The following is a 25,431-nucleotide window of genomic DNA, read 5'->3' as shown; positions in this document are numbered from 1 at the left end:
GGTAGAGCATCGCCTTGCCAAGGCGAGGGTCGCGGGTTCGATTCCCGTCTTCCGCTCCAATATTTGCGCCCTTAGCTCAGCTGGATAGAGCGTTTGACTACGAATCAAAAGGCCGGGAGTTCGAATCTCTCAGGGCGCGCCATTATTTTTTTAGTATCGGGATGTAGCTCAGCTTGGTAGAGCACCTGGTTTGGGACCAGGGGGTCGCATGTTCAAATCGTGTCATCCCGATTTTATGCTTATGCGGGTGTAGTTCAATGGTAGAACTTTAGCCTTCCAAGCTAATAGCGTGGGTTCGATTCCCATCACCCGCTTACATTATTTAATAAGAAACTCTCCGCACATGTGGGGAGTTTTTTATTTGTTTTTCTATGCGCGAAGTAGCAGTTATATTATGTAGCTTTACAGGATTAAAAAAGAGCCAAGACGACCCTCTGTATGCTAAATGAGGGGCTTGGCTCTTTTGTTTACTATTTGGGAAGAAGATGCTTTTAGAGGCATCAGTTAAAGTAATGTGATTTGGCCCAATTAGCGCTCGTTGTGATCGGTCACTCTTCTACGCATGCCCGCTAAACCAAGGAGTCCTAGCAGACCGAGCCAGCCCCAATCCATGCCATTATCCCGATCGGTTGTTGCGGCGTTAGCACGAACACTGTTGGTACGATAGTCACCGTTGTTGCGGTAGTTCCCATCCATGTTCATGTTGGTATTTGTACGATTCATGTAGTTGCTGTCCTGATAAGACTGGACACGTGAACCGTTAGTGTCCATTCCTTTAGTCATATGATTATCAGCAGCAGCAGGACCAGCTATAGAAGCGACGAGAAGCACAGAAGCAATAATCGTTGTAGCTTTTTTCATTAGATTTGAGTCCTCCTTTTTTTTAGAGCTATAAATTAATCTGCCCAAGAGGCTAAGAAAATTATGTAGGAATAGTCTGTAAAGTTATGCCTTGATTACATTATGTTAGGAATCATACATAAGAAACTTTTCTAAAAAGCAGACTGTAATGTGAAGAAAATTATATTTACATCTTTAATTTATTGCGTCACTGTGGTAAAGTATACAAAAGCTTGCTTTGCCGGTCATGTTTCTTTGTATGACATCTGGCTTCAAATAGTGAAATTATGCGGTTTTACCTAATAATCATGTACGGTTACTCATGTCTAAATTAACTGTATATTTATGAGTTTTTAAGTATAGGTATGAGACATTAGATTTATCAAAAGTATGTGAAAAAGGTATCATGCGACAGCATATGACCATTAATTGAAGCAGAACAAGAAAATGAATAAAAAAGCGTGTTTTTGTGCTGTAAATCGGGGATAATCCCCATTTTTTCTAGTAGAAAAATAAAGATTTTCGTACCATTTTATTGTATGATGTTATGAAGGTGTCAAATTTGCGTGTACGAATGGAACGATCAGATGGGAGGATAAGCATGACTGAAACTATGGTAACCGCCAGCAAAAGCCAATCCAACAACCTGCTTCGGCGAGACGTGCGGTTCCTGGGCAATATACTCGGAGAAGTTCTTGTCCATCAAGGCGGCACGGAGCTTCTAGATATCGTTGAGAAGATTCGGGAAACGAGCAAATCGTTGCGTGCAGAATTTCTGCCAGAACTCTATGCAGAGTTCAAAACGATGATCCAGGAATTAGACTCGGACAATCGTCATCAGGTTATTCGGGCATTCGCTATTTATTTTCAATTAGTTAATATTGCTGAACAAAACCATCGGATCCGGCGTAAACGGGATTATGAACGTTCTGCAGGGGACGCTGTGCAGCCAGGATCGATTGAGAAAGCAGTACAGGATCTTAAGGAACGTGGATTGTCTCATACAGAGGTGGAAGAGATTCTCGACGATTTGTCGCTTGAACTCGTTATGACAGCTCACCCAACCGAAGCCATGCGCCGGGTTATTCTGGACATCCACAAACGGATATCCGAAGATGTCATGTTACTTGATAATCCTACGCTGACGTTACGTGAACGTGAACAGTTGCGTGAGAAACTGCTGAATGAGGTTATTACTCTCTGGCAGACAGATGAACTTCGCGACCGCAAACCGACTGTACTCGATGAAGTGCGGAACGGGATGTACTACTTTCATGAAACGTTGTTCCACGTACTTCCGGATGTATATCAGGAGCTGGAACGCTGCCTGAACAAATTTTATCCTGACCATGACTGGCATGTACCGACGTATTTGCGGTTCGGTTCCTGGATCGGTGGAGACCGGGATGGAAATCCTTCGGTAACTTCAGATGTAACATGGCAGACGTTGTTGATGCAACGCAAGCTCGCTTTGCGTGAATACCAACGGATTATGATTGAACTTATGGGCCATCTCAGCTTCAGCACGAACATCATCCATGTATCGGATGAGCTGGTGCAGTCGATTGAGCAGGACCGCAATTCTGTTACATTGAAAAAAGTGGATATCTGGCGGAATGAAAAAGAGCCATATCGCATCAAATTGGCTTATATGATTGCCAAGCTGAACAATGTACTGGATGAGAATAAATTAGGTCAGGCTGACCGTTATCATAGCGCTCAGGATTTGATTGATGATCTGATGATTATTGATCGAAGTCTGCGCCATCATTTTGCCGATTACGTAGCGGATACAACTATTCGCAAAATGATTCGTCAAGTCGAGTTGTTTGGTTTCCATACCGCAGCATTGGATGTGCGTCAGCACAGTCAGGAACATGAAAATGCGATGTCGGAGATTTTGGCAAAAATGAATATTGTAGAAGATTATGCGCGTCTGACTGAAGACGGTAAAATCGATCTGCTTGCTCGTTTGCTGGATGATCCGCGTCCGCTTACTTCTCCTTATCACCAATACACGGAGGGAACCAAAGAGTGTCTGGATGTCTTCCGTACCATTAAGCGTGCCCAGAACGAATTTGGGACCGGCTGTATCACAAGTTACCTGATCAGTATGACGCAGGGCGCAAGTGACTTGCTGGAGGTTATGGTATTTGCCAAGGAAGTCGGTTTATTCACCAAAGGAAACAATGGTGAGGTTGTATCTACACTTCAAGCGGTACCGCTGTTTGAAACCATTGATGACCTTCATGCGGCTTCGGACATTATGCAGAAGCTATTTAACCTTCCTGTATACCGCGCAAGCGTAAAAGGACGGAACGAACTACATGAAATCATGCTAGGTTATTCCGACAGTAACAAGGATGGCGGAGTGGTTACAGCCAACTGGGAACTGCGTGTAGCAATGAATGCGATCACGGCTGTAGGTAATGAACACGGCGTTAAGCTGAAGTTCTTCCATGGACGTGGCGGAGCTCTTGGACGTGGCGGCATGCCACTCAATCGCAGTATTCTTGCTCAACCACCGCATACCATTGGTGGAGGCATCAAGATTACAGAGCAGGGAGAGGTTATTTCTTCTCGTTACTCCCTTCAGGGAATTGCATACCGTAGTCTGGAGCAGGCAACTTCTGCACTGATTACAGCAGCACTGAATGGTCTTGAGCCGCAAGAATCAGAATCCGAGCGTCATTGGGACAGCATCATCAAAGAGATTTCACAAGTTTCTTTGACGAAATATCAGGATTTGATTTTCCGTGATCCGGACTTCTTTACCTTCTTCAAGGAATCCACACCGCTTCCAGAGGTGGGTGAACTGAATATTGGTTCACGTCCGTCCAAGCGGAAAGGTAGCGACAAGTTCGAAGATCTGAGAGCAATTCCTTGGGTATTTGCATGGACGCAAAGTCGTTATCTGCTTCCGGCATGGTATGCGGCAGGAACAGGGCTGCAAAGTTTCTATCAGGATAAAGAGGAAAATCTAGTTGTCCTGAAAGGAATGTATGCAAGCTTCCCATTCTTCCGCACGCTGATTGATACGGTTCAGATGGCTGTAGCCAAGGCAGATCTGGTGATTGCCAAAGAGTACTCAGCCATGACTTCCAACAAGGAAGCACGGGATCGCATATACGGTCAAATTGAATCTGAATTCAAGCTTACAAAAGAGCTAATCCTGAAAATTACCGGAGAAGCTGAAATTCTGGATGATGTACCGGTTATTCAAGAATCTATCCGTCTTCGTAACCCTTATGTTGATCCGTTATCCTACATGCAGGTCCAGCTTCTGAGTGAGCTCAGAGATATGCGTGAACGTGGTGAGGACGATACGGAACTACTCAGAGAAGTGTTGCTGACCATCAATGGCATCGCTGCAGGGCTGCGTAATACGGGTTGATTATTGAACGGCTGCATCTGAATAACTGTATGTAACAAAGTACTCATTACTTTGTTGAATAAAAGCTCTATTCTCTGCTCTACGGAGTGAGAGATGAAACGGGACTCCTGCGGGAGTTCCCGTTTTTACTGTTTTTGGCGGATATTTGTCATACAGTCTTGATTTTTGACCAAAGTTGATTTACGATTTGATTGGTGAATTACAAGTGTGGACGGGTATCAGAAGACGGAAGACCCATCAGCATGTCTGGGGGAATAAGGGTGGACAATTTGGAGAATAGGCTTGTGAAACTGGTGCTCAAGGGCGACCAGAGAGCCTTCGCAGAAATCGTTGAACTATATAAGGACAAGCTATTTCATTTGGCATATCGGATGCTGAACAATCGTCATGAAGCTGAAGACGTTGTGCAGGAGACGTTTTTACGTGTGTTTCGTAATATGGAGAAGTATGATCCGAACCAGAAGTTTTCAACCTGGATTTACCGGATCGCGACCAATCTGTGTATTGACCGACTGCGCAGAAAGAAACCTTCATACTCTTTGGATGCTGAACTGAATGATCAGGAAGGATCTGATGGTTATGCGATGCTCCCGAGTGATGATCGTACACCGGAGAGTGAAGCACTCCTGTCAGAGACGCAGACGCTCATTCGTGAAGCCATTGACAGTTTGCCAGCCAAGTATAAGTCCGTTATGATTCTGAGATATTTACAAGACTTGTCGCTACAGGAAATCAGTGACGTGACAGGTATGCCCGTAACAACGATCAAGACACGCGTTCATCGGGGCCGTGATTTTCTACGTAAAAAATTGGAGTATAAGTTATAAATGTTAAAACGCCTTGAAATATGGGCGAAATTATTTGAAACATATCCGAAACGGATGCGTATGTAATGTATGCAAGTCTTATGCGTGCTTTTTAATGGCTCATGGACTAAGTGATTTAAGAAAGGATTGGCTCTCATATGGATTGCAACTCGGCCGTCTCTTTAATGCATGAATGTTTGGATGAGTCGTTGTCCCCGGCCCAGAAGGTTGAATTAAAAAGTCACCTTGTGATCTGTCCGGATTGTCGCATGCGCTTTAAAGAGTTGGAACAGACGGAAATGCTACTCTTTGCCATGAAACACTATTCACCGTCTGCCTCTGATGAGCTGACCAATCGAATTATGAATGCTCTGCCCCAGCCCAAGAGACAGCAAGTATGGCTCAAATGGGTCAAAGGACATCCCGCGCTGACGGCGGCAGCCTTCTTTTTGGTCGTGATGCTCTTTAGCGCCTTGAATTTCTGGAATCAGAATAACGAAATGGTCGTTAAAGGAAATAATCTGGACCAGATCGTGATTCAGGGTAACACGGTTATTGTTCCTGAAGGTAAGTCAATTGCTGGCGATCTTACGATAGAAAATGGAACCGCGCAAGTATATGGTGATGTGAACGGCAATCTGACGGTTATCGACGGACAACTGTTTCAGGCTTCAACAGCGCATATTTCAGGTCAAGTGAAAAGTATTGATCAGGCGCTGGATTGGTTCTGGTACAAAATAACCAATATGGTAAATGAAGTGGCTTATCGCTAGAACAGGGTAAATTCTTCAATGGTATATACCAAGCAGGGTACCTCCAGATTGCATGGGGTACTCTTTTTTTATACGTAAACTTTGTAATTCATGGTAAATGTAATGTTTATGTGGAGTTTGAGACTGCCGTAACTTGCAACCTGAACGTTAACGTTATAACCTAGATACTAAAGAGAACATACTACTACATATAGATACGCATTTTGCACAAATCGAATGATGCAAAAATGCGGAGACAAAGGATTATATAAAATCCTAATGGGTTAATATGAGATCAGGGTTTACTCATCAATGGGGATAGCGGGGGCTGGCTTATGAATTATTTTGCTGACTTAACGTGGACAGAGTCCATTAAGGACGTTATCGATATATTGATCGTTACCTATATTATGTACAAACTGATTTTGCTTGTGCGGGGTACACGTGCTGTTCAGCTCCTGAAAGGAATTCTGTTCCTTGTGCTGATCTGGGCATTAAGTACGTGGCTAAACCTGTATACGCTCAAATGGTTAATGAACCAGATGTTTACGTTTGGTGTCGTTGCGGTGTTCATTATCTTTCAGCCGGAACTGCGTCGTGGTCTGGAGCAATTGGGACGCGGTAAGCTGTTTGGACGTTCAGCGGCAGCGAGTGATGAAGAATTAACGGTGTTAATTGGTGAGATTATTAAGTCTGTTAATTACCTGTCACGGCGTAAAATCGGCGCATTGGTCGTATTTGAACGTGAAACGGGTCTGAACGATTACACAGAATCGGGCATTAAGATGCACTCTCTGGTCAGCTCGGAGCTGATGATTAACATCTTTATTCCAAATACACCGCTCCATGATGGAGCCGTCATTATACAAGGAAAACAGATTTCGGCGGCAGCTTGTTATTTGCCATTATCAGAAAATCCGTTTATCAGTAAGGAATTGGGAACACGTCATCGTGCAGCAATCGGGATTACCGAAGTTGCAGATGCGATCTGTTTGGTTGTCTCCGAGGAGACAGGACAAGTGTCACTTGCAATGAATGGACAGGTCGTTCGTGATATTAAGGAAGAATCGCTGATTGCCAAACTGTATGAGGAGTTGCGCCCTACATCCAATCTGAAAAAGAATGGTTGGACAACCTTCTGGAAACGGAAGGGAGGACGTAACAATGGATAAGTGGTTTAACAATAATAACTTTGCCAAAATACTTGCGCTTGCGGTAAGCCTACTGCTCTGGTTCATGATTCATCTGGATGAAGTACCAACCACCCCTACGATTACAACAGGGACAACCAATAAGGTTGTGGAACGTACAGTGCCTGTTCAACCTTATGGATTGGACAGCAACAGCTATGTGCTTACTTCATTAAGTACGGATGAGGTCCGGCTGGAGATCAAAGGGCAGCGCTCGATGCTAACATCGATTTTTACCAATGATGATTACAAGGTACTGGTCGATCTGAGTCAGGTGAAAGATGGGTCGAATACACTGCCGCTGGTGCCAGATTTGCCTTCTGGGGTAGAAGTGGTCAGTATGGAGCCCTCTATGGTTACCGTGAATGTAGAAAAATTGGGCACCAAATCCTTCAATGTGAATATTGTACCCGAAGGGGAACCATCCGCCGGATACAGCGCTGGAACGCCCGTAATGGAACCTTCGACGCCGGTTAAGGTAACTCTGCCCGAAGGGCAACTCGAAGCTGTAGCGAAGGTCCAGGGCAGTGTGAGCGTGAAAGATGCCAAGGAAGACGTCATACAGAAAAAAGTGAAACTTCAAGCATACGATGCTGAAGGTAAGGTCCTTGAAAACGCGATTATAACGCCTCAAACGGTTGAAGTCCGGGTTCCGGTCAATCAGCCCTATACATCTATACCCTTAAGAATCAAATATTCGGGACAGCTACCAGAAGGCCTGGTTCTCTCCACAGTAGAGCCTAGCGTGAAAGAAGTCTCGGTTTATGGATCTGAGGATGCGCTTGCGGGTATACAGTCCTACGACCAAGTAACCCTTGATCTTACACAGTTTGATCAGTCGGGTACATCGACAGTTAACGTGGACTTGACGGCGCCTTCCGGTTTTGAGAAAATCGAGCCTAGTTCGATTCAGATCAAGGTAACCATATCACCATTTGACGAGGCAGAGGAGACAACCAAAGTCTTTCCGAACGTCCCCATCACACTTACCGGTGCGGGGAATGGACTGGAAGGGACGCTTGTTACGCCTCGAAGCGGCGGTCTGAACCTTACACTCACAGGCTCACCAAGTATGCTTGAGGGTCTGAGTAGTGAGGATATCAAGTTGACAGGTGATCTTGCTGGACTTGCGGTTGGAACGCATGAAATCAAGCTTGAAGCCGACCTGCCCCGTTTTGCCAAGCTGGATGAATCATCCAATGCTCTGAGTGCAACGGTCAAAATTAGCGAAAAGGCCGAAGACACAACGACTACTCCTAGCGAAGATCCGACTGACGAGGGAACGGTAGCACCTGACCCTACACCAGCCGAGGTCGAAAATGGGGGAACTGAGCCTGTTCCAGATGAAGAAGAAACGGAATCGAATACGGATACTCAGGATCAGGGCCAACAGGGGAGCACAAGCAGTCGAGGTAATTTAAATAATAATAACAGCGGTACTGGCAGTAAAAGTGGCGCGAATCCGTAAACGTTCTAATTTTAAAATTCTCAAAAATAATAATAGTGCTCGTATATGATGCGAATAGAAGGAGTTAAATCATGGGGAAATATTTTGGTACAGACGGTGTAAGAGGGGTTGCCAATAAAGAGTTAACGGCAGAGCTGGCTTACAGCATTGGACGTTGTGGTGGTTACGTGCTTGCAGGTGGTGTGGAAAGACCAAAAGTGGTTATCGGCATGGATACTCGTATCTCGGGATTGATGTTGGAATCCGCACTGGTTGCAGGTCTGTTGTCCATTGGCGCTGATGTGATTCGTCTGGGCGTTGTATCCACTCCGGGAGTGGCGTATATTGCACGTTTGTTGAAAGCTGACGCGGGCGTGATGATCTCGGCTTCCCACAATCCGGTCGAGGATAACGGAATTAAGTTTTTTGGCGGAGATGGCTTCAAGCTGTCTGATGAGACAGAGAACCGGATTGAAGAGCTGATGGATGCGGAGACAGATCAATTGCCACGACCAGTTGGTGGCGGTCTAGGTACAGTAACGACGGATGAGGAATCTCGTTATCGTTACCTCGACTTCCTGAAAACGACTGTTAATGAGTCATTCTCTGGTCTTAAAATTGTTTTGGACTGTGCAAACGGAGCAGCTTATGAGCTGGCACCGAAATTGTTCAGTGAACTTGGTGCAGAAGTCATTGCCATTGGTGCTGAGCCTAATGGCCTGAATATTAATGAGCAATGTGGATCAACTCATCCAGAGAACCTGAAACAAGAAGTGCTCAAACATAAAGCGGATCTGGGTCTTGCATTTGACGGGGATGCGGATCGACTGATTGCTATTGATGAGACAGGCGCTGAGGTGGATGGAGACTTTATTCTGTGTATCTGTGGTGATGCCATGAATCGTGCAGGCAAGTTGAAGGACAGCACCGTTGTATCAACGGTTATGAGTAACATCGGATTCTACAAAGCAACAGAGAAACTTGCACTGAAAACAGCTAAAACTGCCGTAGGTGATCGTTATGTAATGGAGGAAATGCGTCGCGGCGGTTACAACCTAGGCGGAGAGCAATCTGGCCATGTTATTTTCCTAGATTACAATACAACGGGAGATGGCATGCTGACCGCGATTCAACTCGTGGATACGCTCAAGGCTTCCGGTAAAAAACTGAGTGAGCTCAAAGCGCTAATGACTCAGTACCCACAAGTATTGGTGAATGTGCGTGTTGAAGATAAGAGCAAATACGAGGGGAATTCTGCAATCGAGCAAGCTATTGCTACAGTAGAACAACAACTTGGCGATAATGGACGTGTACTCGTTCGTGCTTCTGGTACAGAATCCCTGATCCGTGTTATGGCGGAAGGACCAGATAAAGACGAACTTGAACAATTTGTGTCTCAAATCGCAGATGTGGTGCAAAAAGAACTGGTGTAGGACTGGAAAATGTAAGAAATACCTTCTGCATGCGGTTTTTTAAGGGAATTGTTGTGTAGAACGAGGCTTAATATAACATGATTTAGGACTTATGCATGGATATTCCTGCGTCCCGGCCTGATGAGACCATAGGTCCGTTTATCCGGTCGGGATTGTGGGTAAATATGCTGAAATTGTCACAGGTACTTTGCTCCATTGCAAAATGGACCTGACGTGCATATAATGAGTGGAGTCGTCATTCAGACACAGAAAGTGAGGAACGTAAGGTTACAGTTACACAAGCGCCAGAGCTTGGAGTTGCGCGGGAAGATGTTGAACTCAGGATTTCTTCGATGCTGAAGGAAGACTGATTAACATCAACGGCAATCAAGCTGACGAGGTGGAGGTGTTCGGATTGTTCGGCGGGGACCTCCCGGTGAAGCACCAGAGCCGTAAACCGGATTGCGGAAAATGGATAGGTGACTGTCCACACAACGCGCCGGTGCAGGTGCAAGAGTTAAACTAAAATTCAAATGAATGTGCGTGAAGAGCGTAAACAGTACGCGGACGGGAAAATGATGTACATTCATGATTGCATTCATAACAGCTTATGATGACTGCGGGGCGACAAGAGGTCGCTCTGATCATTGATAATTGAATAAGTAACAAGTATTCATGAAACGTTAGGCAATCACTCATTTTTCCGATATGCCGCCTCTGCCTGTTTCTCTTCGTGACACAGTATTCATATACAAACGGAGGAAATAAACTATGTGCGGTATTGTTGGATATATTGGTAATAAGAACACTCAATCGGTATTGGTCGAAGGATTGAAGAAACTCGAGTATCGTGGTTATGATTCTGCAGGTATCGCTGTATTCACACCGGAAGGTCTGCAAATCACGAAAGCTCTGGGTCGTCTTGCGAACCTTGAAGCCAAACTGGATGGTGCACCATTGGTAGGTAATGCCGGAATTGGACACACACGTTGGGCAACTCATGGTAAACCATCGGATGAGAACTCTCATCCACACACGGATGGAAGCCAGAAGTTCTCCGTTGTGCATAACGGTATTATTGAGAACTACCTGGATCTGAAAGACGAATTGATGGCTCAAGGTCACACATTCACTTCCGAGACAGATACTGAGGTTATCTCTCACCTGATCGCACGTGAATACAATGGTGATATCGTTAAAACAGTGCAAAAAGTGATCACGTTGTTGCGTGGTGCATTCGCACTGGGCGTATTGACAGAGCATGAGCCTGAGAAACTCGTAGCTGTGCGTCAAGCAAGCCCATTGATTATTGGTATTGGTGAAGGCGAGAACTTCATTGGTTCCGACATCCCGGCAATTCTGGAACATACACGTAACGTGTACATTCTGAATGATGGTGAGATGGCTGTATTGACACATGGTGCTGTCGAATTGATGACGATTGAAGGCAACTTTATTTCTCGGGAAATGATTCGTGTCGATTGGGATGCTGTAACTGCAGAAAAAGGCGGATTCGAGCACTTCATGCTGAAAGAAATTCATGAGCAACCAAAAGCATATCGTGATACAATGCTGGGTCGCATCGATAATGAAGGCAAAAAAGTTCAACTTCCTGAGTTGAAAATGACTGAAGAACAAATTAAAAATATCCGTAACGTTCAAATCATTGCATGTGGTACAGCGTACCATGCAGGTCTGGTTGGACGTACAGTGATTGAGCAATTGGTTCGTATTCCGGTTGAAACAGATGTGGCTTCCGAGTACCGTTACCGTTCCCCAATCGTGCACAAAGATACACTCGTAATCGTAGTGAGCCAATCTGGTGAAACTGCCGATACGCTTGCTGCATTGCGTGAAGCACAATCCAATGGCGCACATGTACTTGCAATCACAAACGTAGTGGGCAGCTCCATTGCACGTGATGCAGATGATGTTATCGCAACATTGGCAGGTCCTGAAATTGCTGTAGCTTCTACCAAAGCGTATACTTCACAGTTGATCGCGTTCAACCTGCTTGGTCTGTACCTTGCACAAGTTCGTGGTACACAATCTGCAGAAGAAATTGCACACACGCTGGCAGCGATGCAAGCATTGCCTGAGCAAGTGGAATCCATGTTGGAACAAGCGGATGCAATCAAAGGATATGCAGAGCAAATCTCCAAACATGAACATCTCTTCTTCATCGGCCGTGGTCTTGACTATGCAGTAGCTCAAGAAGGATCGTTGAAACTGAAAGAGATCTCTTACATTCACTCCGAAGCTTATGCTGCAGGTGAGTTGAAACACGGTACGCTTGCATTGATCGAAGACGGTATCCCTGTTATTGCCCTGGCAACGCAGGAGAACGTACTTGAGAAAACAGTGAGCAATATCAAAGAAGTGAAAGCACGTGGCGCGGATGTACTGGCGATTACGTACGAAGAGCACGTAGCACCATTGCTGAAATCCGTAGACCAAGCGTTTGCCATTCCTAAGACGCTGCCACTCTTGAGCCCGGCTCTGTCTGTAGTTGCGTTGCAATTGCTGGCATACTACGCTTCCCTGGCACTGGGTCACGATGTGGATAAACCACGTAACTTGGCGAAAAGCGTAACGGTTGAGTAAGGTTAAAGCCTTTCATTTTCAACGCTTCGATTCGATAAGAATCTGGATTTAATAATCTTTTAACAAGTAAATAGTTATTCGAAAAGATGATATGACCTAGTCATATCATCTTTTTTAGTTATCCAGTATACTGATCATAGGAATTTTCACATCAATAGATTCTAAGTTGAATGAACATATCGCAAACGAAGAGAGAGAGGTGAAAATGATGGAGACTTGTACGGATGTATTGATCGTGGTCGATCTACAAAATGGCGTTTGTTATGATGGAAATCATTTGTATGATTTGAATAATCTACTGAATAAAGTGAATAGAAGAATTGCTTTGTATAGAGAACTACATAAACCGATCATTTTTGTTCAACATTGTGATGAAGCATTAGTGCCAGGAGAAGAACCATGGGCGATACATGCAGACCTTGATGTTCAAGAGCAAGATTTTTTTGTGCGTAAAACACATGCGAATTCGTTTTACGAAACAAATCTGAAAAGTCTTTTGGACCAATTAGCTGTAAGTCGTATCGAGTTTTGTGGTGCGCAAACAGAATACTGTATGGATGCTACAATAAAATATGCTCACGGATTGGGATACGAGAACTATATGATACAGAATGGAACTTCCACTTTAGATAATCCATGGATGTCGGCAAAAGAGACGATTTCTTTTTATGAAAACATATGGAACCATAGATTCTTGAAATGGATAGATGGTGAATCGTAGAAAAACGGATCGTACAAACCCACCACATGAGAATTTTTAAATAAAACAAAACATCTGTATGGCATTAACATAAAATTGAAGGCATATAGAAAGGGTCCTAATGACATAAAATATTGTCATAGGACCTCTTTTTTTATTTAAATACAAGTACGCGTTTTCTATATTAACAGTGGTTTAGATAAGAAGGAATGTGTAAAGCTATTGGTTACGCCCAACTCGTAATCGTTTCAACCGGGAGGCGATAGGAAGGATAGCCATCTTTGGCTGCTTTACCTATGGAGATCAACATCACGGGCTGGAAACGCTCTTTATCCAGACCGAAGGCTTCAGCGATCTGGTCTTTATCATAGCCGGCCATAGGGTTGGTATCATAGCCATGAGCACGGGCAACGAGCATGAGCTGCATAGATATGAGGCCTGAGTCAATGAGGTTCATATCACGCAATTCGGATGGGGTTATGTTCGCATAATAAGGTTGTACCTGCTGCATCTGCATATCCATGATGTCCTGTGGCATATATCCAAGTTCCACCGATTTGCTGAAAATCTCCTCCATGTATTCAACATTGTTAGCGTCGTAAAATACGGCAATGACAGCGGAAGACGTTAGTGCCTGTGTTTGGTTAAAAGATGCCAGTGGTGCAAGCTTTTCTTTGCCTTCAGCACTGTCGATGACAAGAAAACGCCACGGCTGCATGTTAATCGCCGAAGGGGCACGTGAAGCTTTTGCCAGTATTTCGGTCATCTCCTCGCGGCTGATTTTCACTTCAGGGTCGTAGGCTTTAACGGAATGGCGCTCCAAGACGATAGTATCAAAATCATTGGTTTTGTTGAATTGGCCGGTAATTGTATTCATATGCATATCTCTCCTCATATCTAATATTAGTGAGATTGGGGTATGGGTTATACCTCCATCCGTCTCACTATGAGGATTGTAAACTATGAAGTATACTTTATAGCAAGAAGAAGAAACGGGGCGATTCAGATGAAGATTAGTGAAGTAGCGAACAGTGTAAACCTTCCAATATCCACGATTCGGTACTATGAAAAAATAGGTATTATCACGGATGAACATGTGCTGAGAGATCAAAATAACTATCGGATCTATGCGCAGAGCATTATTCAGCATCTGGAAGTGGTCAAACAATGTGTAGCTGTAGGCTTTACGATTCATGAGATCCAGTCTATGGTCTCTAAACAGGGATATTCAAGTAATGAACAAGCAAGCATTATCCAAGCGAAAATATTAGATATTGAAGAGGCGCAAAAAAAATTAGAGAATTCCAAACAAAATCTGTACGAAATTCTTAAAGCGGATATCACGTGTGAGGATGGTTTTGGTAAGTATTGAGTTGGACGTTCCTCTTGAGTTTTCAGTCAGCATGTTCTTACTTCAAATTGAAACAATAGAGTAGAGACCGTCCTGTAAATGTAGACTACCGGGCTTGCCAGTTTCCACCTTAACCTCCGCGGCAAATACACCAGGCATACGGCCATCAGGGAACCAAGGCATTTTTTTATCAATGACAATAAACATGCCTTCTGCGTCACCCGTAGGGGAGAATTGTTTTCCGTCTCCGGCAAAGGGTTCAAGTTGAAAATGCCCATTCAATGTGCTCATCGTCTCAGGAACATCATCCACAGGCAAGCCGATTTCACTAATACATAACAGATGCTTCGCTTCAAAAGCTTCATCTACTGCATTATCGAGTGAATGGTGAGCGATGAATTCCATCAAGTTGCCGCTTGAATCATAGAAATAGAAGGCTGTTGCATCCCAGTAGGGGAAATAAAATTCATCCTGTCCATCTTTGGAGAGCAATGGAATGTTACGGTCTTGGGCCCACCTTTTCGCATCAGCGAGTTTATTCGTTGGAATCGTAAACGCTACATGATAGTAGGGATTCTCTTGTTCTGGCGCCTTTTTGAAAGATAGGACCGAGTTCCCCGCAGTGAATGAAACGAATGTTGTATTATCCTCCGTAAGATCCAATTCCAGTAGTGTACCGTAAAACTCTCTCATGGCCTCGATCTGATGTGTCAACAAACCAACTTCTCTTATTATCATTACAATCTCTCCTTTTAAACTCACCTTTGATTGAAATACTCGATCGTCTTCTCAATAAATGCCTTGGCGGATTGCGTCAGGTAACGGTCGGAGCGATGGATGATCTCAAAGTGTCGGTATGGCGGATCGTCTGTAATTCGAATGCATCGTAACGAGGGTTCATTCATGGCTTGGATCAGAGGATAAGGCAGCAGTGTTCCTCCAACGTTGGCTTTGACCAGACTAATGATCGAGGTTGCCGAACTGGTCTCCATGATGGTATTGAGGGTGAATCCGTATTTACGGCAATAACCGTCAACCAATTCTCTACCCGTAAATCCTTCGGGGAACATCACCGTTTGAATATCACGCAGTTCCTGGATTCCAATCGTACCTCGTTCTGCCCAATCATGATTCTCGGAAACGACCAGTACATATTCTTCACTGCACAAAGGAATGCGTACAAGCCGATCATCAGGGGCAGATGTGATCTCAATGCCGATGTCGACTTCATTTTCCAACACTTGATTCACGACATAGATCGAAGAAATAACCTTCAATTGCACTTTGGGGAATCGGGCATGAAAATCAACGAGCAATGGAGTGATGCGGTAATCCAAATCGGATGGAAGAACACCAATGACTAACCGACCTCGCTGATCATTGCGGAATTCTGCTAGCGCATCTTGAGTATTCTTTAAATGCCGGATCATCTGTACACAGTGCTCCAGAAACAGAGTGCCTGCCTGGGTCATTACAATCTTTTTGCCGACACGGTCAAACAAAGGAACACCAAGTTCATCCTCCAACCCACGTATTTGTTGACTCAACGTAGGTTGAGATATGCCAAGTTTCTCAGCAGCCCGAGTAAAATGAAGCTCCTCACACACGGTAATAAAGTTTTCCATCTGACGAATCTCCATGAATTCACCTTCAATCATTGGTTTTAGTAATCATTTTAATAGAAATAATAGTATTGTTCAATCATTCTAATGAATCTATACTTAGTCATGTGCCAGCCAAGAGCCTTTCTCTGATTAATAAGATCTTGGTACATGCAACTACTATTACTACCATGAGGTGATTCATAATGAAACTTTTTATATTGTATTGGCGTTGATTCTGGCTTCACTAAACTTAAGACCACCCATTACCTCCATATCTCCTCTGATGAGCACCATACAGAATGATCTGGGGTTGAGTGGCATGATGGCCAGTTTGTTAACTACACTGCCGGTATTATGTATGGGCATATTCGCTCCGTTCTCCGTAAGATTAAGTCGAAGGTGGGGGAACGAAGGTGCCATTGTACTGGCTATAATCCTTATTGGGATAGGTACAGGATTACGATTGTTCGTGGGTACAACTCCGTTGATGATGTTTACTTCTTTTTTGTCAGGTGTAGGGATTGCTTTGGCAGGGCCTCTGTTATCCAGCTTCATTAAGCAGTATTTCCCTAACCGAGTGGCAGCCATGGTAGGCATCTACTCTACAGCGATGGTGATGGGGGCCAGCATTAGTGTGGGGTTATCGGTTCCACTCCAGCATACGCTGGGTGGGTCTTGGAAAGGGTCTTTGGCCACATGGGCATTACTCGCAGCCATTGCATTGCCGATCTGGTTAAAGTTAGCCTGGTCTGCGCGTACAGATCGACAATCCGGACAAACTTCGTCTGTCATTCATGCACCACTTCCGGTGAAGAACAGGCGTGCATGGGTGCTGACATTGTTCTTCGGACTGATGGCAGCGATCTTCTATTCATTAACCGCTTGGCTTGCACCAGCCATTCAAAGTCAGGGATATAGCCAAGAGACTGCTGGCAACATTCAAACGTTATTCACATTGATATCGCTGCCCTCAACGTTATTCATTCCCATGCTTGTACATCGGTACCAAAGACGTGTATTCTGGCTTGTTGGATGTGCGCTGTTGGAATTGATAGGTGTTCTGATGCTCAATCTCTCTGTCAGCCCATGGCTCGCGGCGATTCCGCTTGGTATTGGTGCAGGTGGACTATTCCCGATCGCACTGATGTTGCCGATTGATGAGACAAGCAATGCTCAGGAAGCCAGCAGCTGGTCAGCCATGACTCAATCTGGTGGCTATATTCTTGGAGCCCTTGGGCCGCTGGCGATAGGTTGGCTCCACGATCTGACAGACAGCTTTGTGCAAGCATTCTACGGTTTGGCTATCATCATCGTGTTCCAGATTATTGTTCAATTAGCTATTGGCAATAAAAAAAGTTCAAAAGTTGTTGTCCAGGAGCGGAGCTATTAGTCATGTAAAGTTAAATGGGTGTAGAAATATAATCTTTATACGTGATCTAACAAGTCCATATAATACTGTCGCAATGATTCCTTTAACGTGTCGGGTTCCATAATTCGAATGGATTTACCGAATCCTGCGAGGTACCGAACAATGAAATCAAGTTCATGAGTCTCATACGAACCCACAAGAAGCATGTGTGCCGATTCATTATCCGATTCTTTGACGTGTAAGATCTGCATGGATGGAAAATGTTCTTGCTGGAAAAGTTCAACCCCGGCTTCGTCAATCCGACATTGAAATGGAATAGCATCTGGTGATGGTTCCCATAACGAATGGGTATCCTGTGGATGAAGTTCAATAACGTGAGCCAAAGGTTCAATGTCGGACACTTCGGCTGAAATGATCCGGTCGCAACGGAATACTCGGTACGCTTGTTTATGCAGATCATAGGCCTGGCAATACCAGTAGCCTTTCCTCGCATAGAGTGCGATGGGTTGAATGGTGCGAAGAGATGGCCTTTGATCATGGGATCTACGTTGATGAGCATACGTAATCTGGATCACTATATTCTGCACAGCGGCCATCAACAGAAACTCCAAATGTGCACTATCTCGGATCTGCTCCGTATGTTGGAAGGAAACCCGGTGTTGGATGTTCTCAATATCCTGTCGCTGCTTGTCGGATAATGCGCTCATAAATTTCTCATGAATGGTACGGAAAGAGACTTCAAAGGGTAAGCTGGAGAAGCTGCGGAGGGCCTGCATCGCAAAATAAAGGGCATGAAGCTCACCCGTATTAAATGAAATGGGAGGCAGCTGCATCTGTTGCAGCAGTCTATATCCGCCGTAGCGTCCATATTCGACATAGATGGGTGCACCCATCTCTTCCAATGAAGCGATATCTCTTATCGCGGTTCGTTTGGAGATCTGGAACTCCTGCATAAGATCTTGCAGGGTGAACTGTTGTTTTTGATTAATAAAGCGCAGCATCTGATTTATACGTTCTGATTTTTTCATATCAAACCCTCTTAATGGTGCCATAGTCTGGCACCTTTTGTTGTTATAGTGATAAGTGTAATCCAATAGGAACAAGGAGGCAATAAAATGAATTTTGAAGTGATACCATTTTTGTCGATGAACGGGGATGCGGCAGCAGCCATTGCTTTTTATGAGGAGTTTCTGGGCGCTAAAGTCATATTCAAGAAAAGTTATAAAGAGATGAAGGAGATGAATCCGGGCTTCGAGTACCCTGCCGGTCAAGATGAGTATATTACACATTCGGTACTTGAGATTGGGGTTAACAAAGTCATGATTGCGGAAGAAGCAATGGACACAGAGAGAGCATGGCAGCTGGGGAACAGCACGTCACTATGTATTCAATCCAAGGATAAACATACCATCGATCAACTGTATCATTCTCTGATGCAACATGAGGGCGTGAAGGTACTGGTACCTTACGAGCAAAATGAATTTAGTCCAGGTTATGGCATTGTGCGGGACCCGTTTGGCATTGCGATTCAGCTATGTGTGACGGTGCATGATTTTTAAATTAAAAACATTAAAAAGAAGAGCCATGGATATCATGCGCTCTTCTTTGTTCGTTTCTATACAAGGTCGTTTGAGCAGCCAGAAGGTCCCGCAAGTCCAAACGTTACTTCATATCAAGTATCAGGCACTACCGTTCATTTATTTGCTGAGCGTTAACGCTTGAGCTAGTCATTTTTTCGCATCTGGAAATGTCGCCCTTGCTGGCGCATGTAGGGGAATGGGTAATGGTTGTAGCGACACTTTTCGTGTAAATCATATAGGTATGGATTTTGCAAAGTACAAGTAAGTTCAGTGGATAAAGGAAAGAAGGGATAACATGATTACGAGAGGTATCGACCATATTGGAATAACTGTACCGGACATGGAGCAGGCGACTCTATTTCTACAAGAGGCTTTTGGAGCTCAACTTGCCTATGACCATATAACGCCGGATGATCCGCCACAGGAAGGGCCTGAGGCAGAGCGTAAATTAGGACTGCGTTCAGGAGCAAAGGTTATTCATATTCGGATGTTATCGCTCGGAGAGAGCGCCAGTATGGAGTTATTTCAGTACGCGAATACAGCGCAATCAGAGCCAGTCAGGGCATCGGATTACGGATTGCAGCATATGGCGTTGTATGTGGACGATATGCAAGAAGCTGCACAACGCTTCAAGGAAGCAGGCGGGGTATTGCTGACAGAGCCTGGAGCACTGTCCGGTCATATTGAAGGCGGGGAAGGTAATCAGTTTGTGTATGGAAGGGCGCCGTGGGGGATGCTGATCGAGCTGATCTCCTACCCTGCGGGCATACAGTATCCGAATCACAGTGAAGCGAAGCGCTGGACACCACGAAAAAAGGAATAAAGATGAGAATGGATAAGAAACAGGTCGATGCGTGACGAATCGTCCTGTTTTTCTTGTATATAGGGGATAAACGGTTACTAAAAAACAGAAAAATTGTTAGAAATACAGAAGTGTATGCTTCTTTGCTTTATGTTACGATACGTAAAAGTAGATACAGAGACATTTTACGGATGGGATAAGCCATTGCCAGCGGATAAAGTGCAGCAGATTCTCTTTTAAAAATAAATGACAACAGGTGATCCAAAATGCTGCAAATTGGGTATCAATAATAGAGTCATTAGAACCTGATGGATACATATGTTGTTGTGATCGTTGTTTTGCTAGTTAAAAGGCTGTCTATTATGGAATGAACTGTGGGGGTTATCAAGTGCCTGTATTAGCTATGGAAAAGAAAGATGTTGTCACCGATGCACTGGTCATCAAGGCGATGGAGAAAAGTCTGGCTATTATTCGATTCGATCTGGATCGACGGGTAACTTATGTGAATGAAGTTTTTGCCCAGACCATGGGCTATACGGTAGAAGAGATGTATGGCATGAAGCATCAACAATTATGCCTTGGCAATTTTGCGAATACCCCTGAATATGATGATTTTTGGAATAGTATATTAAATGGTGTCAGCTTTCAAGATAAGGTTGAACGCAAGGATGCAAAGGGGAATTCCGTATGGCTTGAGGCGACGTATATGCCGGTGTACGATGAGATGAATCAGAAGATACTGGGTGTCTCCAAAATTGCCACCAACATCACCAACCGTCAGAACAACATTTCGGTCGTAGTGAATGAGCTGAAAACGATGTCACATGAGCTGAATGGGCAGGCAGATGTAGGCATTGAACGGAGCCAGGAATTAATGTCCAGTATCTCCTATATCTCAGAGGTGTCGGCTACTAATCGTGCAACACTGACTCATCTTCAGGAACAAGCGGGATCGATTCAGGGCGTGGTACGAACCATACGCGAGATTTCATCACAGACACAGTTGCTTGCATTAAATGCCGCCATTGAGGCTGCACATGCAGGGGAATACGGTCGAGGATTCGATATCGTGGCTAAGGAAGTCAAGAAATTATCCGCAATGGTGGAGAGTTCGATCAATGAGATTCGTGATAGCGTGACTGGAATAACCAAGGAAATTGGTAATATTACAGGTGGCACGCAAAAAGTAGAGGAATACGTCGAGCGGAGCCAGAAGCAGATTGAGATCGCATTGAATGACTTTATGGCAATTGCTGCATCGGCTCACTTGCTGGATGCCAAGGCGGAGCATGTAACCAGAATCGTATAAGAATATATAGTGATAGCGGTTCCTTACACAGGAACCGCTTTTTTTGTCGTTCAGCACACAAAAAAGCGGGAATTATTGTGATCAAACGGGGACACAATACTTGGGAATACCTGCAGCTTCACATGCAGAGAAATGTAGGGGTGGGAACATGTGGTCAACAATTCTATCCTACGTGCCAAAAGGGCCCATATGGATTCAGGCATTCTTGGTTTTCATTATTCCGATTGGGATTACCATGACTACGCGCTGGATCAATGCCGCCATTAAGCGTGGAAGCTTCTCTCGTTCGAAGCAACCTACTATATCCTCGAAGGATATCTCGCCAGCAGCCAAAGGACAGGGCCAAGGAACCGAGACAGGTCATTATGCCAATATTAAATTAACGGAGAACTATAATACAAATTTGATTAGCGTAAAAGAAAGCTTTGGCAAAAATGCAGATGTGCATATTCGGGAATTTACGATTAGGGGAACGAATACACGGGCTGCGGTCATCTACACCGAAGGCCTGGTAGATCAGGACTTAGTAGATGATCATTTAATTACACCGTTAATGTTAGAAGGTGTTCCCCTACTTAAGCAGGAGGGGTTCCTTCATCCAGACAACGCACACCTACTGTCGGCATATCTGAAGGATCAATTACTTCCTGTCAGCCTGGTTGAGGAGACTAAGTCTCTCCAAGAGCTCTCCGTTGGCGTGCTTTTCGGAAAAAATGCACTGTTGGTTGATGGTTTACCAGGTGCTTTATTAATTGGAGGCCACAAGATCAAATCACGAGGCGTGAATGAACCTGTGTCCGAAGGATTGATCCGTGGGCCTCGGATTGGTTTTACAGAGCAATTAAGCGATAATACAGGCATTTTACGTCGTTACGGAAGTGATCAGAGCCTGTTTATTCAGAAGTATGAAGTGGGTTCACGAATCAAAAAAGATTTGGCGATAGCCTATATTCAGGATATTGCAGATCCCAAACTCGTAACGGAGGTCTGCAAGCGAATCGAAGAGATGGATATGGATTCGATGCTGGAATCTGGTTATGTGGAGCAGCTCATTGAAGACAGTACCCTAAGTCCTTTTCAGCAGGTACTAAATACGGAAAGGCCTGACCGGGTAATCGGTGCTTTGCTGGAAGGTCGGGTGGCTATTCTGTTGGATGGGACGCCATTTGTGCTCGTTGTACCCGTGACCTTTAGCATGTTGCTCCAATCTCCCGAAGATTATTATGAACGCTGGATTCCAGGAACCTTTTTGCGCATGCTGCGTTTTGTAGCTGCGATGCTGGCATTGCTCGCTCCTGCACTCTATATTTCGTTTATTTCGTTCCACCCTGGTCTTATCCCGACCAAGCTGGTTCTGACGATTATTGAAACGCGGACAGGAGTACCGTTTCCTTCGATCATTGAAGTACTGATCATGGAAATTTCCATTGAAATTCTGAGAGAGGCAGGGATACGGCTGCCTAAACCGATTGCGCCTGCGATGGGTATCGTTGGAGGTCTGATTATTGGGCAAGCAGCAGTACAAGCAGGAATCATAAGCCAATTCCTGGTTATTGTCGTTGCGGTTACAGCGATCTCTTCCTTTACGATTCCTGTCTATAGTGCAGGGTTAACGCTGCGAATTCTACGATTTGCCGCGATGTTTAGTGCAGCTATTCTTGGTCTTTATGGTGTGGTTATGTTTTTTCTGCTTGTATGCACGCATCTGGCACGACTCTCCAGTTTCGGCGTACCTTATGTTGCACCAGCGGTTCCTTATCATATGAATGACTGGAAGGATTTCGTTATACGTGCTCCGTTAAACATGATGAGAATGCGTCCCGATATGAATAAACCAATCGACAAGGATCGAAAAGAATAATTTGAATTCTTATGGACAAGAGGTCTGGAGGTGAAATGAAGTGAATGGCTCCCCACAAAAGATAACCACGACACAGGCCGTTGTCATTATTGTCAATTACATGCTTGGTGCCGGGATCTTGACGTTACCTCGAACGACCAGTAAGGCTGTCGGAACACCGGATGTCTGGATATCCATTATTCTGTCGGGACTGATTATTGCAGGTGTCGGAATTGTACTGGTAACCTTATGTCGCAGATTTCCAGGGAAAACGGTATTCCAGTTCACCCGTGAAATTACGGGGAGCTGGATTGCTTACATATTGGGATTTGCCATGATTATGTACTTTATGGTGATTGCCGCATTCGAAATTAGAGTCATGGCTGAAGTAACAGGGATGTATCTGCTTGAACGCACCCCCACATGGGCGATTATTATGGTCTTCATGTGGATCGGTATATATATGATCTCAGGTGGGCTTGGTGTCATTGTACGTGTGTTCGAGATTATTCTGCCGATTACAATCATTATCTTTGTGATTGAAATTCTGCTGAGTAATCAGCTATTTGAGATTGGGAATCTAAGACCGGTGCTCGGGGAGGGGCTTATGCCCGTTTTCAAAGGACTGAAGCCTTCTCTATTGTCATATACGGGGTATGAGGTGATGCTAATCATGACTGCTTATATGAAAAATCCAAAGAAGAGCAATATGGCAATGAGTTGGGGGATATTCATAACGACCGCAATCTATTTGATTACTGTTGTTATGGTTGTAGGTAGCCTATCCCTTGATGGAATCAAAACACGGACTTGGCCAACGCTGGATTTGGTAAGAAGCTTCGAGATACAAGGTTTGATATTTGAACGGTTCGAATCCTTATTGTTGGTCATCTGGATTATGCAAATCTTTTCGACTACAGCGATTACACATTATTGCGCGTCGGTGGGCATTCGTGATTTGTTCCGTTCCAAAAAAATCAAGGGCATTATGTATGGTCTGCTTCCGTTCATTTATGTGACAGCAATGATGCCTAAAACGGTGGATGATACCTTTAAACTTGGGGATATGCTCGGCAATGTATCCGTGATTCTATTCGCCATTTTACCTCTGGTCCTACTGTTGTTAAGTCTGATTCGCAAAAAAGGAGGCAAGCATGCATGACACCATTTCGTATGCTCTTACGTGTAGCTTCTGCCTTGTGCATTCTGTTATTGATATCCGGATGCTGGAGCAGTCGGGAAATAGAGGATCTAAGTCTCTATGTCGGTCTTGGAATTGATGTCGGTAAAGAGACAGCATTTGAAAAAGACATCGCTGAACAGGGAGGAACATATCCTAAGAAGAACTATGTGACCGCTACGGTGCAGATTGCTCCAGGCATCACCAATAGTCAATCGAGCCAACAATCCGGTTCGCCTTCTTCCGGTAAAACATCCTACTCCAATGAACAGCTCAGTGGAGATTCCATGTTGCAAATCTTCCGTCAGTTTGCGTTAAGGCGGGATCGGCCCCTCATTGGACATCATCTGAAAGTTATCGTCGTCTCCAAGGATATTGCCAAAAAATATGGTTTGAATCAATTACTTGATTTTGTACTACGGGATAATGATATTCGACCGAACTGCCTGGTGCTGATCAGTCATCATCGTGCATTAGATGTGTTGACTTCACAGGACCCGTCTCGGATTCCGGCATTTTATCTCACAGGAATTACGAACAATTCGTATTTGTCCAACAAAATTTTGGATCCTGTATTACTGTCTAAATTAGACGCTCAAATGCAGTCCGGTACCAGCTTTCTGCTTCAGAATGTGTTGTATTCCCATGGAGAGGACAAGTTCTCTGGGGGCAGCATCTTTGATGGAAAAACAACCAAATTCATTGGAGAACTTAGTCAAACAGATCTAGAAGGTCTGTCATGGCTCAATTCCAAAAAAAAAGGAGGTGTCTTAAAAACACATAACAAGCAAGGATTCACCGTCGTATATGAAATCAAGAAGAAAAAAGTGAAAATTATTCCGAAGGTGGTTGGCAATGATATTTCATTTCATGTGAAGACTGAATCGGAAGGCTGGCTGATGGAGGATTGGCGCGCTCCCGAGGAAGAGGAGAAAGGTGAATATCTCAGAGAATTGGAAAAGGATTTTGCTGAGCTGGCCGAACAACAGATTCGTCAGGTATTGTCCAAACTTCAGCATACCTATAAAGTCGATGTAGGGGAATTTCGGGATAGCTTGCGTATTAAACATCCAAAAACATGGAAGAAAGTCAAAGATGATTGGGATAAAATTTTTAGCACCGTGCCGATCACGTATGAGGTTAAGACCACCATCACCAATCCAGGGTCTTCTACAGAATAGCGAGATGTGCCATTTATGATTTAAATGTTGACACATTCATGATAGATCGCTATATTTATAAAAAATCATT

General features: G+C 44.4%; 21 protein-coding genes and 3 tRNA genes. 19 read left to right on the top strand and 5 right to left on the bottom strand.

Features of this window, described 5'->3' with window-relative positions; all coding sequences use genetic code 11:
* Nucleotides 1-65 precede the first annotated feature (65 nt).
* The 3 genes from AB4111_RS27455 to AB4111_RS27445 all read left to right on the top strand — a co-directional run bounded on the left by AB4111_RS27455 (nucleotide 66) and on the right by AB4111_RS27445 (nucleotide 314).
* A tRNA-Arg gene (locus AB4111_RS27455) sits at nucleotides 66-142 on the top strand.
* A gap of 15 nt (nucleotides 143-157) precedes the next feature.
* Nucleotides 158-231, top strand: a tRNA-Pro gene (locus AB4111_RS27450).
* Between the two features lie 12 nt (nucleotides 232-243).
* Nucleotides 244-314, top strand: a tRNA-Gly gene (locus AB4111_RS27445).
* Between the two features lie 214 nt (nucleotides 315-528).
* On the opposite strand, the gene AB4111_RS27440 is transcribed toward AB4111_RS27445, so the two are convergent.
* Nucleotides 529-861, bottom strand: coding sequence for a WGxxGxxG family protein (locus AB4111_RS27440; protein ID WP_442034208.1), 333 nt, complete (start codon nucleotides 859-861; stop codon nucleotides 529-531).
* 580 nt (nucleotides 862-1,441) lie between these two features.
* Between AB4111_RS27440 and ppc the strand changes: the two genes are divergently transcribed.
* From ppc to AB4111_RS27400, 8 genes are all read left to right on the top strand, one after another.
* Entirely contained in the window at nucleotides 1,442-4,234 is a 2,793-nt protein-coding gene (ppc, locus tag AB4111_RS27435; protein WP_442034206.1) for a phosphoenolpyruvate carboxylase, read from the top strand.
* A gap of 260 nt (nucleotides 4,235-4,494) precedes the next feature.
* On the top strand, nucleotides 4,495-5,061 hold the full coding sequence (sigW, locus tag AB4111_RS27430; protein WP_017692117.1) for an RNA polymerase sigma factor SigW: 567 nt from the start codon (nucleotides 4,495-4,497) through the stop codon (nucleotides 5,059-5,061).
* Nucleotides 5,062-5,198: 137 nt separating this feature from the next.
* Nucleotides 5,199-5,813 (top strand): zf-HC2 domain-containing protein, encoded by a 615-nt coding sequence (locus AB4111_RS27425; RefSeq protein WP_017692118.1) that lies wholly within the window; start codon nucleotides 5,199-5,201, stop codon nucleotides 5,811-5,813.
* Nucleotides 5,814-6,127: 314 nt separating this feature from the next.
* Entirely contained in the window at nucleotides 6,128-6,964 is an 837-nt protein-coding gene (gene cdaA / locus AB4111_RS27420; protein ID WP_017692119.1) for a diadenylate cyclase CdaA, read from the top strand.
* Nucleotides 6,957-8,450 carry a CdaR family protein gene (locus AB4111_RS27415; RefSeq protein ID WP_442034203.1) on the top strand — a complete coding sequence of 498 codons (1,494 nt, stop codon included), beginning with the start codon at nucleotides 6,957-6,959 and terminating at the stop codon, nucleotides 8,448-8,450. The genes cdaA and AB4111_RS27415 overlap by 8 nt, the downstream gene beginning before the upstream one ends.
* 71 nt (nucleotides 8,451-8,521) lie before the next feature.
* Nucleotides 8,522-9,862, top strand: a complete 1,341-nt coding sequence (gene glmM / locus AB4111_RS27410; RefSeq protein ID WP_145325919.1) for a phosphoglucosamine mutase — start codon at nucleotides 8,522-8,524, stop codon at nucleotides 9,860-9,862.
* Nucleotides 9,863-10,612: 750 nt separating this feature from the next.
* A complete protein-coding gene (gene glmS, locus AB4111_RS27405) occupies nucleotides 10,613-12,445 on the top strand; it encodes a glutamine--fructose-6-phosphate transaminase (isomerizing) (protein ID WP_442034201.1) in 1,833 nt (610 codons plus the stop codon).
* Between the two features lie 208 nt (nucleotides 12,446-12,653).
* Nucleotides 12,654-13,166 (top strand): cysteine hydrolase family protein, encoded by a 513-nt coding sequence (locus AB4111_RS27400; protein ID WP_442034223.1) that lies wholly within the window; start codon nucleotides 12,654-12,656, stop codon nucleotides 13,164-13,166.
* Nucleotides 13,167-13,371: 205 nt separating this feature from the next.
* Here the strand turns inward: AB4111_RS27400 and AB4111_RS27395 are convergent, their stop codons facing one another.
* Nucleotides 13,372-14,022 carry a nitroreductase family protein gene (locus AB4111_RS27395; RefSeq protein ID WP_442034199.1) on the bottom strand — a complete coding sequence of 217 codons (651 nt, stop codon included), beginning with the start codon at nucleotides 14,020-14,022 and terminating at the stop codon, nucleotides 13,372-13,374.
* A gap of 129 nt (nucleotides 14,023-14,151) precedes the next feature.
* Here AB4111_RS27395 and AB4111_RS27390 point away from each other — a divergent pair, with 129 nt between their 5' ends.
* A complete protein-coding gene (locus AB4111_RS27390; protein WP_442034197.1) occupies nucleotides 14,152-14,517 on the top strand; it encodes a MerR family transcriptional regulator in 366 nt (121 codons plus the stop codon).
* 42 nt (nucleotides 14,518-14,559) lie between these two features.
* On the opposite strand, the gene AB4111_RS27385 is transcribed toward AB4111_RS27390, so the two are convergent.
* Together AB4111_RS27385 and AB4111_RS27380 are read right to left on the bottom strand one after the other, a co-directional pair.
* A complete protein-coding gene (locus tag AB4111_RS27385; protein WP_442034195.1) occupies nucleotides 14,560-15,234 on the bottom strand; it encodes a VOC family protein in 675 nt (224 codons plus the stop codon).
* Between the two features lie 20 nt (nucleotides 15,235-15,254).
* Nucleotides 15,255-16,136: a LysR family transcriptional regulator gene (locus tag AB4111_RS27380; protein ID WP_442034193.1), complete on the bottom strand. Its 882-nt coding sequence runs from the start codon at nucleotides 16,134-16,136 to the stop codon at nucleotides 15,255-15,257.
* 157 nt (nucleotides 16,137-16,293) lie between these two features.
* Here AB4111_RS27380 and AB4111_RS27375 point away from each other — a divergent pair, with 157 nt between their 5' ends.
* Nucleotides 16,294-17,490, top strand: a complete 1,197-nt coding sequence (locus tag AB4111_RS27375; RefSeq protein WP_442034191.1) for an MFS transporter — start codon at nucleotides 16,294-16,296, stop codon at nucleotides 17,488-17,490.
* Between the two features lie 35 nt (nucleotides 17,491-17,525).
* Here AB4111_RS27375 and AB4111_RS27370 read toward each other — a convergent pair whose 3' ends face one another.
* A complete protein-coding gene (locus tag AB4111_RS27370) occupies nucleotides 17,526-18,497 on the bottom strand; it encodes a helix-turn-helix transcriptional regulator (RefSeq protein ID WP_442034189.1) in 972 nt (323 codons plus the stop codon).
* Between the two features lie 87 nt (nucleotides 18,498-18,584).
* On the opposite strand from AB4111_RS27370, the gene AB4111_RS27365 reads away from it, so the two are divergent.
* The 6 genes from AB4111_RS27365 (at nucleotide 18,585) to AB4111_RS27340 (ending at nucleotide 25,361) form a co-directional block, all read left to right on the top strand.
* Nucleotides 18,585-19,028 (top strand): VOC family protein, encoded by a 444-nt coding sequence (locus AB4111_RS27365; RefSeq protein ID WP_339305479.1) that lies wholly within the window; start codon nucleotides 18,585-18,587, stop codon nucleotides 19,026-19,028.
* 316 nt (nucleotides 19,029-19,344) lie between these two features.
* On the top strand, nucleotides 19,345-19,872 hold the full coding sequence (locus AB4111_RS27360) for a VOC family protein (protein ID WP_442034186.1): 528 nt from the start codon (nucleotides 19,345-19,347) through the stop codon (nucleotides 19,870-19,872).
* A 367-nt stretch (nucleotides 19,873-20,239) separates the two neighbouring features.
* Nucleotides 20,240-21,160 (top strand): methyl-accepting chemotaxis protein, encoded by a 921-nt coding sequence (locus tag AB4111_RS27355; RefSeq protein WP_442034184.1) that lies wholly within the window; start codon nucleotides 20,240-20,242, stop codon nucleotides 21,158-21,160.
* Between the two features lie 148 nt (nucleotides 21,161-21,308).
* The gene (locus AB4111_RS27350; protein ID WP_442034182.1) at nucleotides 21,309-23,021 is read left to right on the top strand and encodes a spore germination protein; all 1,713 of its coding nucleotides are present in this window, start codon (nucleotides 21,309-21,311) and stop codon (nucleotides 23,019-23,021) included.
* Nucleotides 23,022-23,061: 40 nt separating this feature from the next.
* The gene (locus tag AB4111_RS27345; protein WP_442034180.1) at nucleotides 23,062-24,162 is read left to right on the top strand and encodes a GerAB/ArcD/ProY family transporter; all 1,101 of its coding nucleotides are present in this window, start codon (nucleotides 23,062-23,064) and stop codon (nucleotides 24,160-24,162) included.
* Nucleotides 24,159-25,361 (top strand): Ger(x)C family spore germination protein, encoded by a 1,203-nt coding sequence (locus AB4111_RS27340; RefSeq protein ID WP_442034178.1) that lies wholly within the window; start codon nucleotides 24,159-24,161, stop codon nucleotides 25,359-25,361. The genes AB4111_RS27345 and AB4111_RS27340 overlap by 4 nt, the downstream gene beginning before the upstream one ends.
* Nucleotides 25,362-25,431 lie beyond the last annotated feature (70 nt).

Origin of the sequence: Paenibacillus sp. 2KB_22 (genome assembly GCF_052115745.1) — a bacterium.
Taxonomy (GTDB): Bacteria; Bacillota; Bacilli; order Paenibacillales; family Paenibacillaceae; genus Paenibacillus.
The sequence above is the reverse complement of the archived record's forward strand: the minus strand, read 5'-3'. Positions and strand labels throughout refer to the sequence as shown.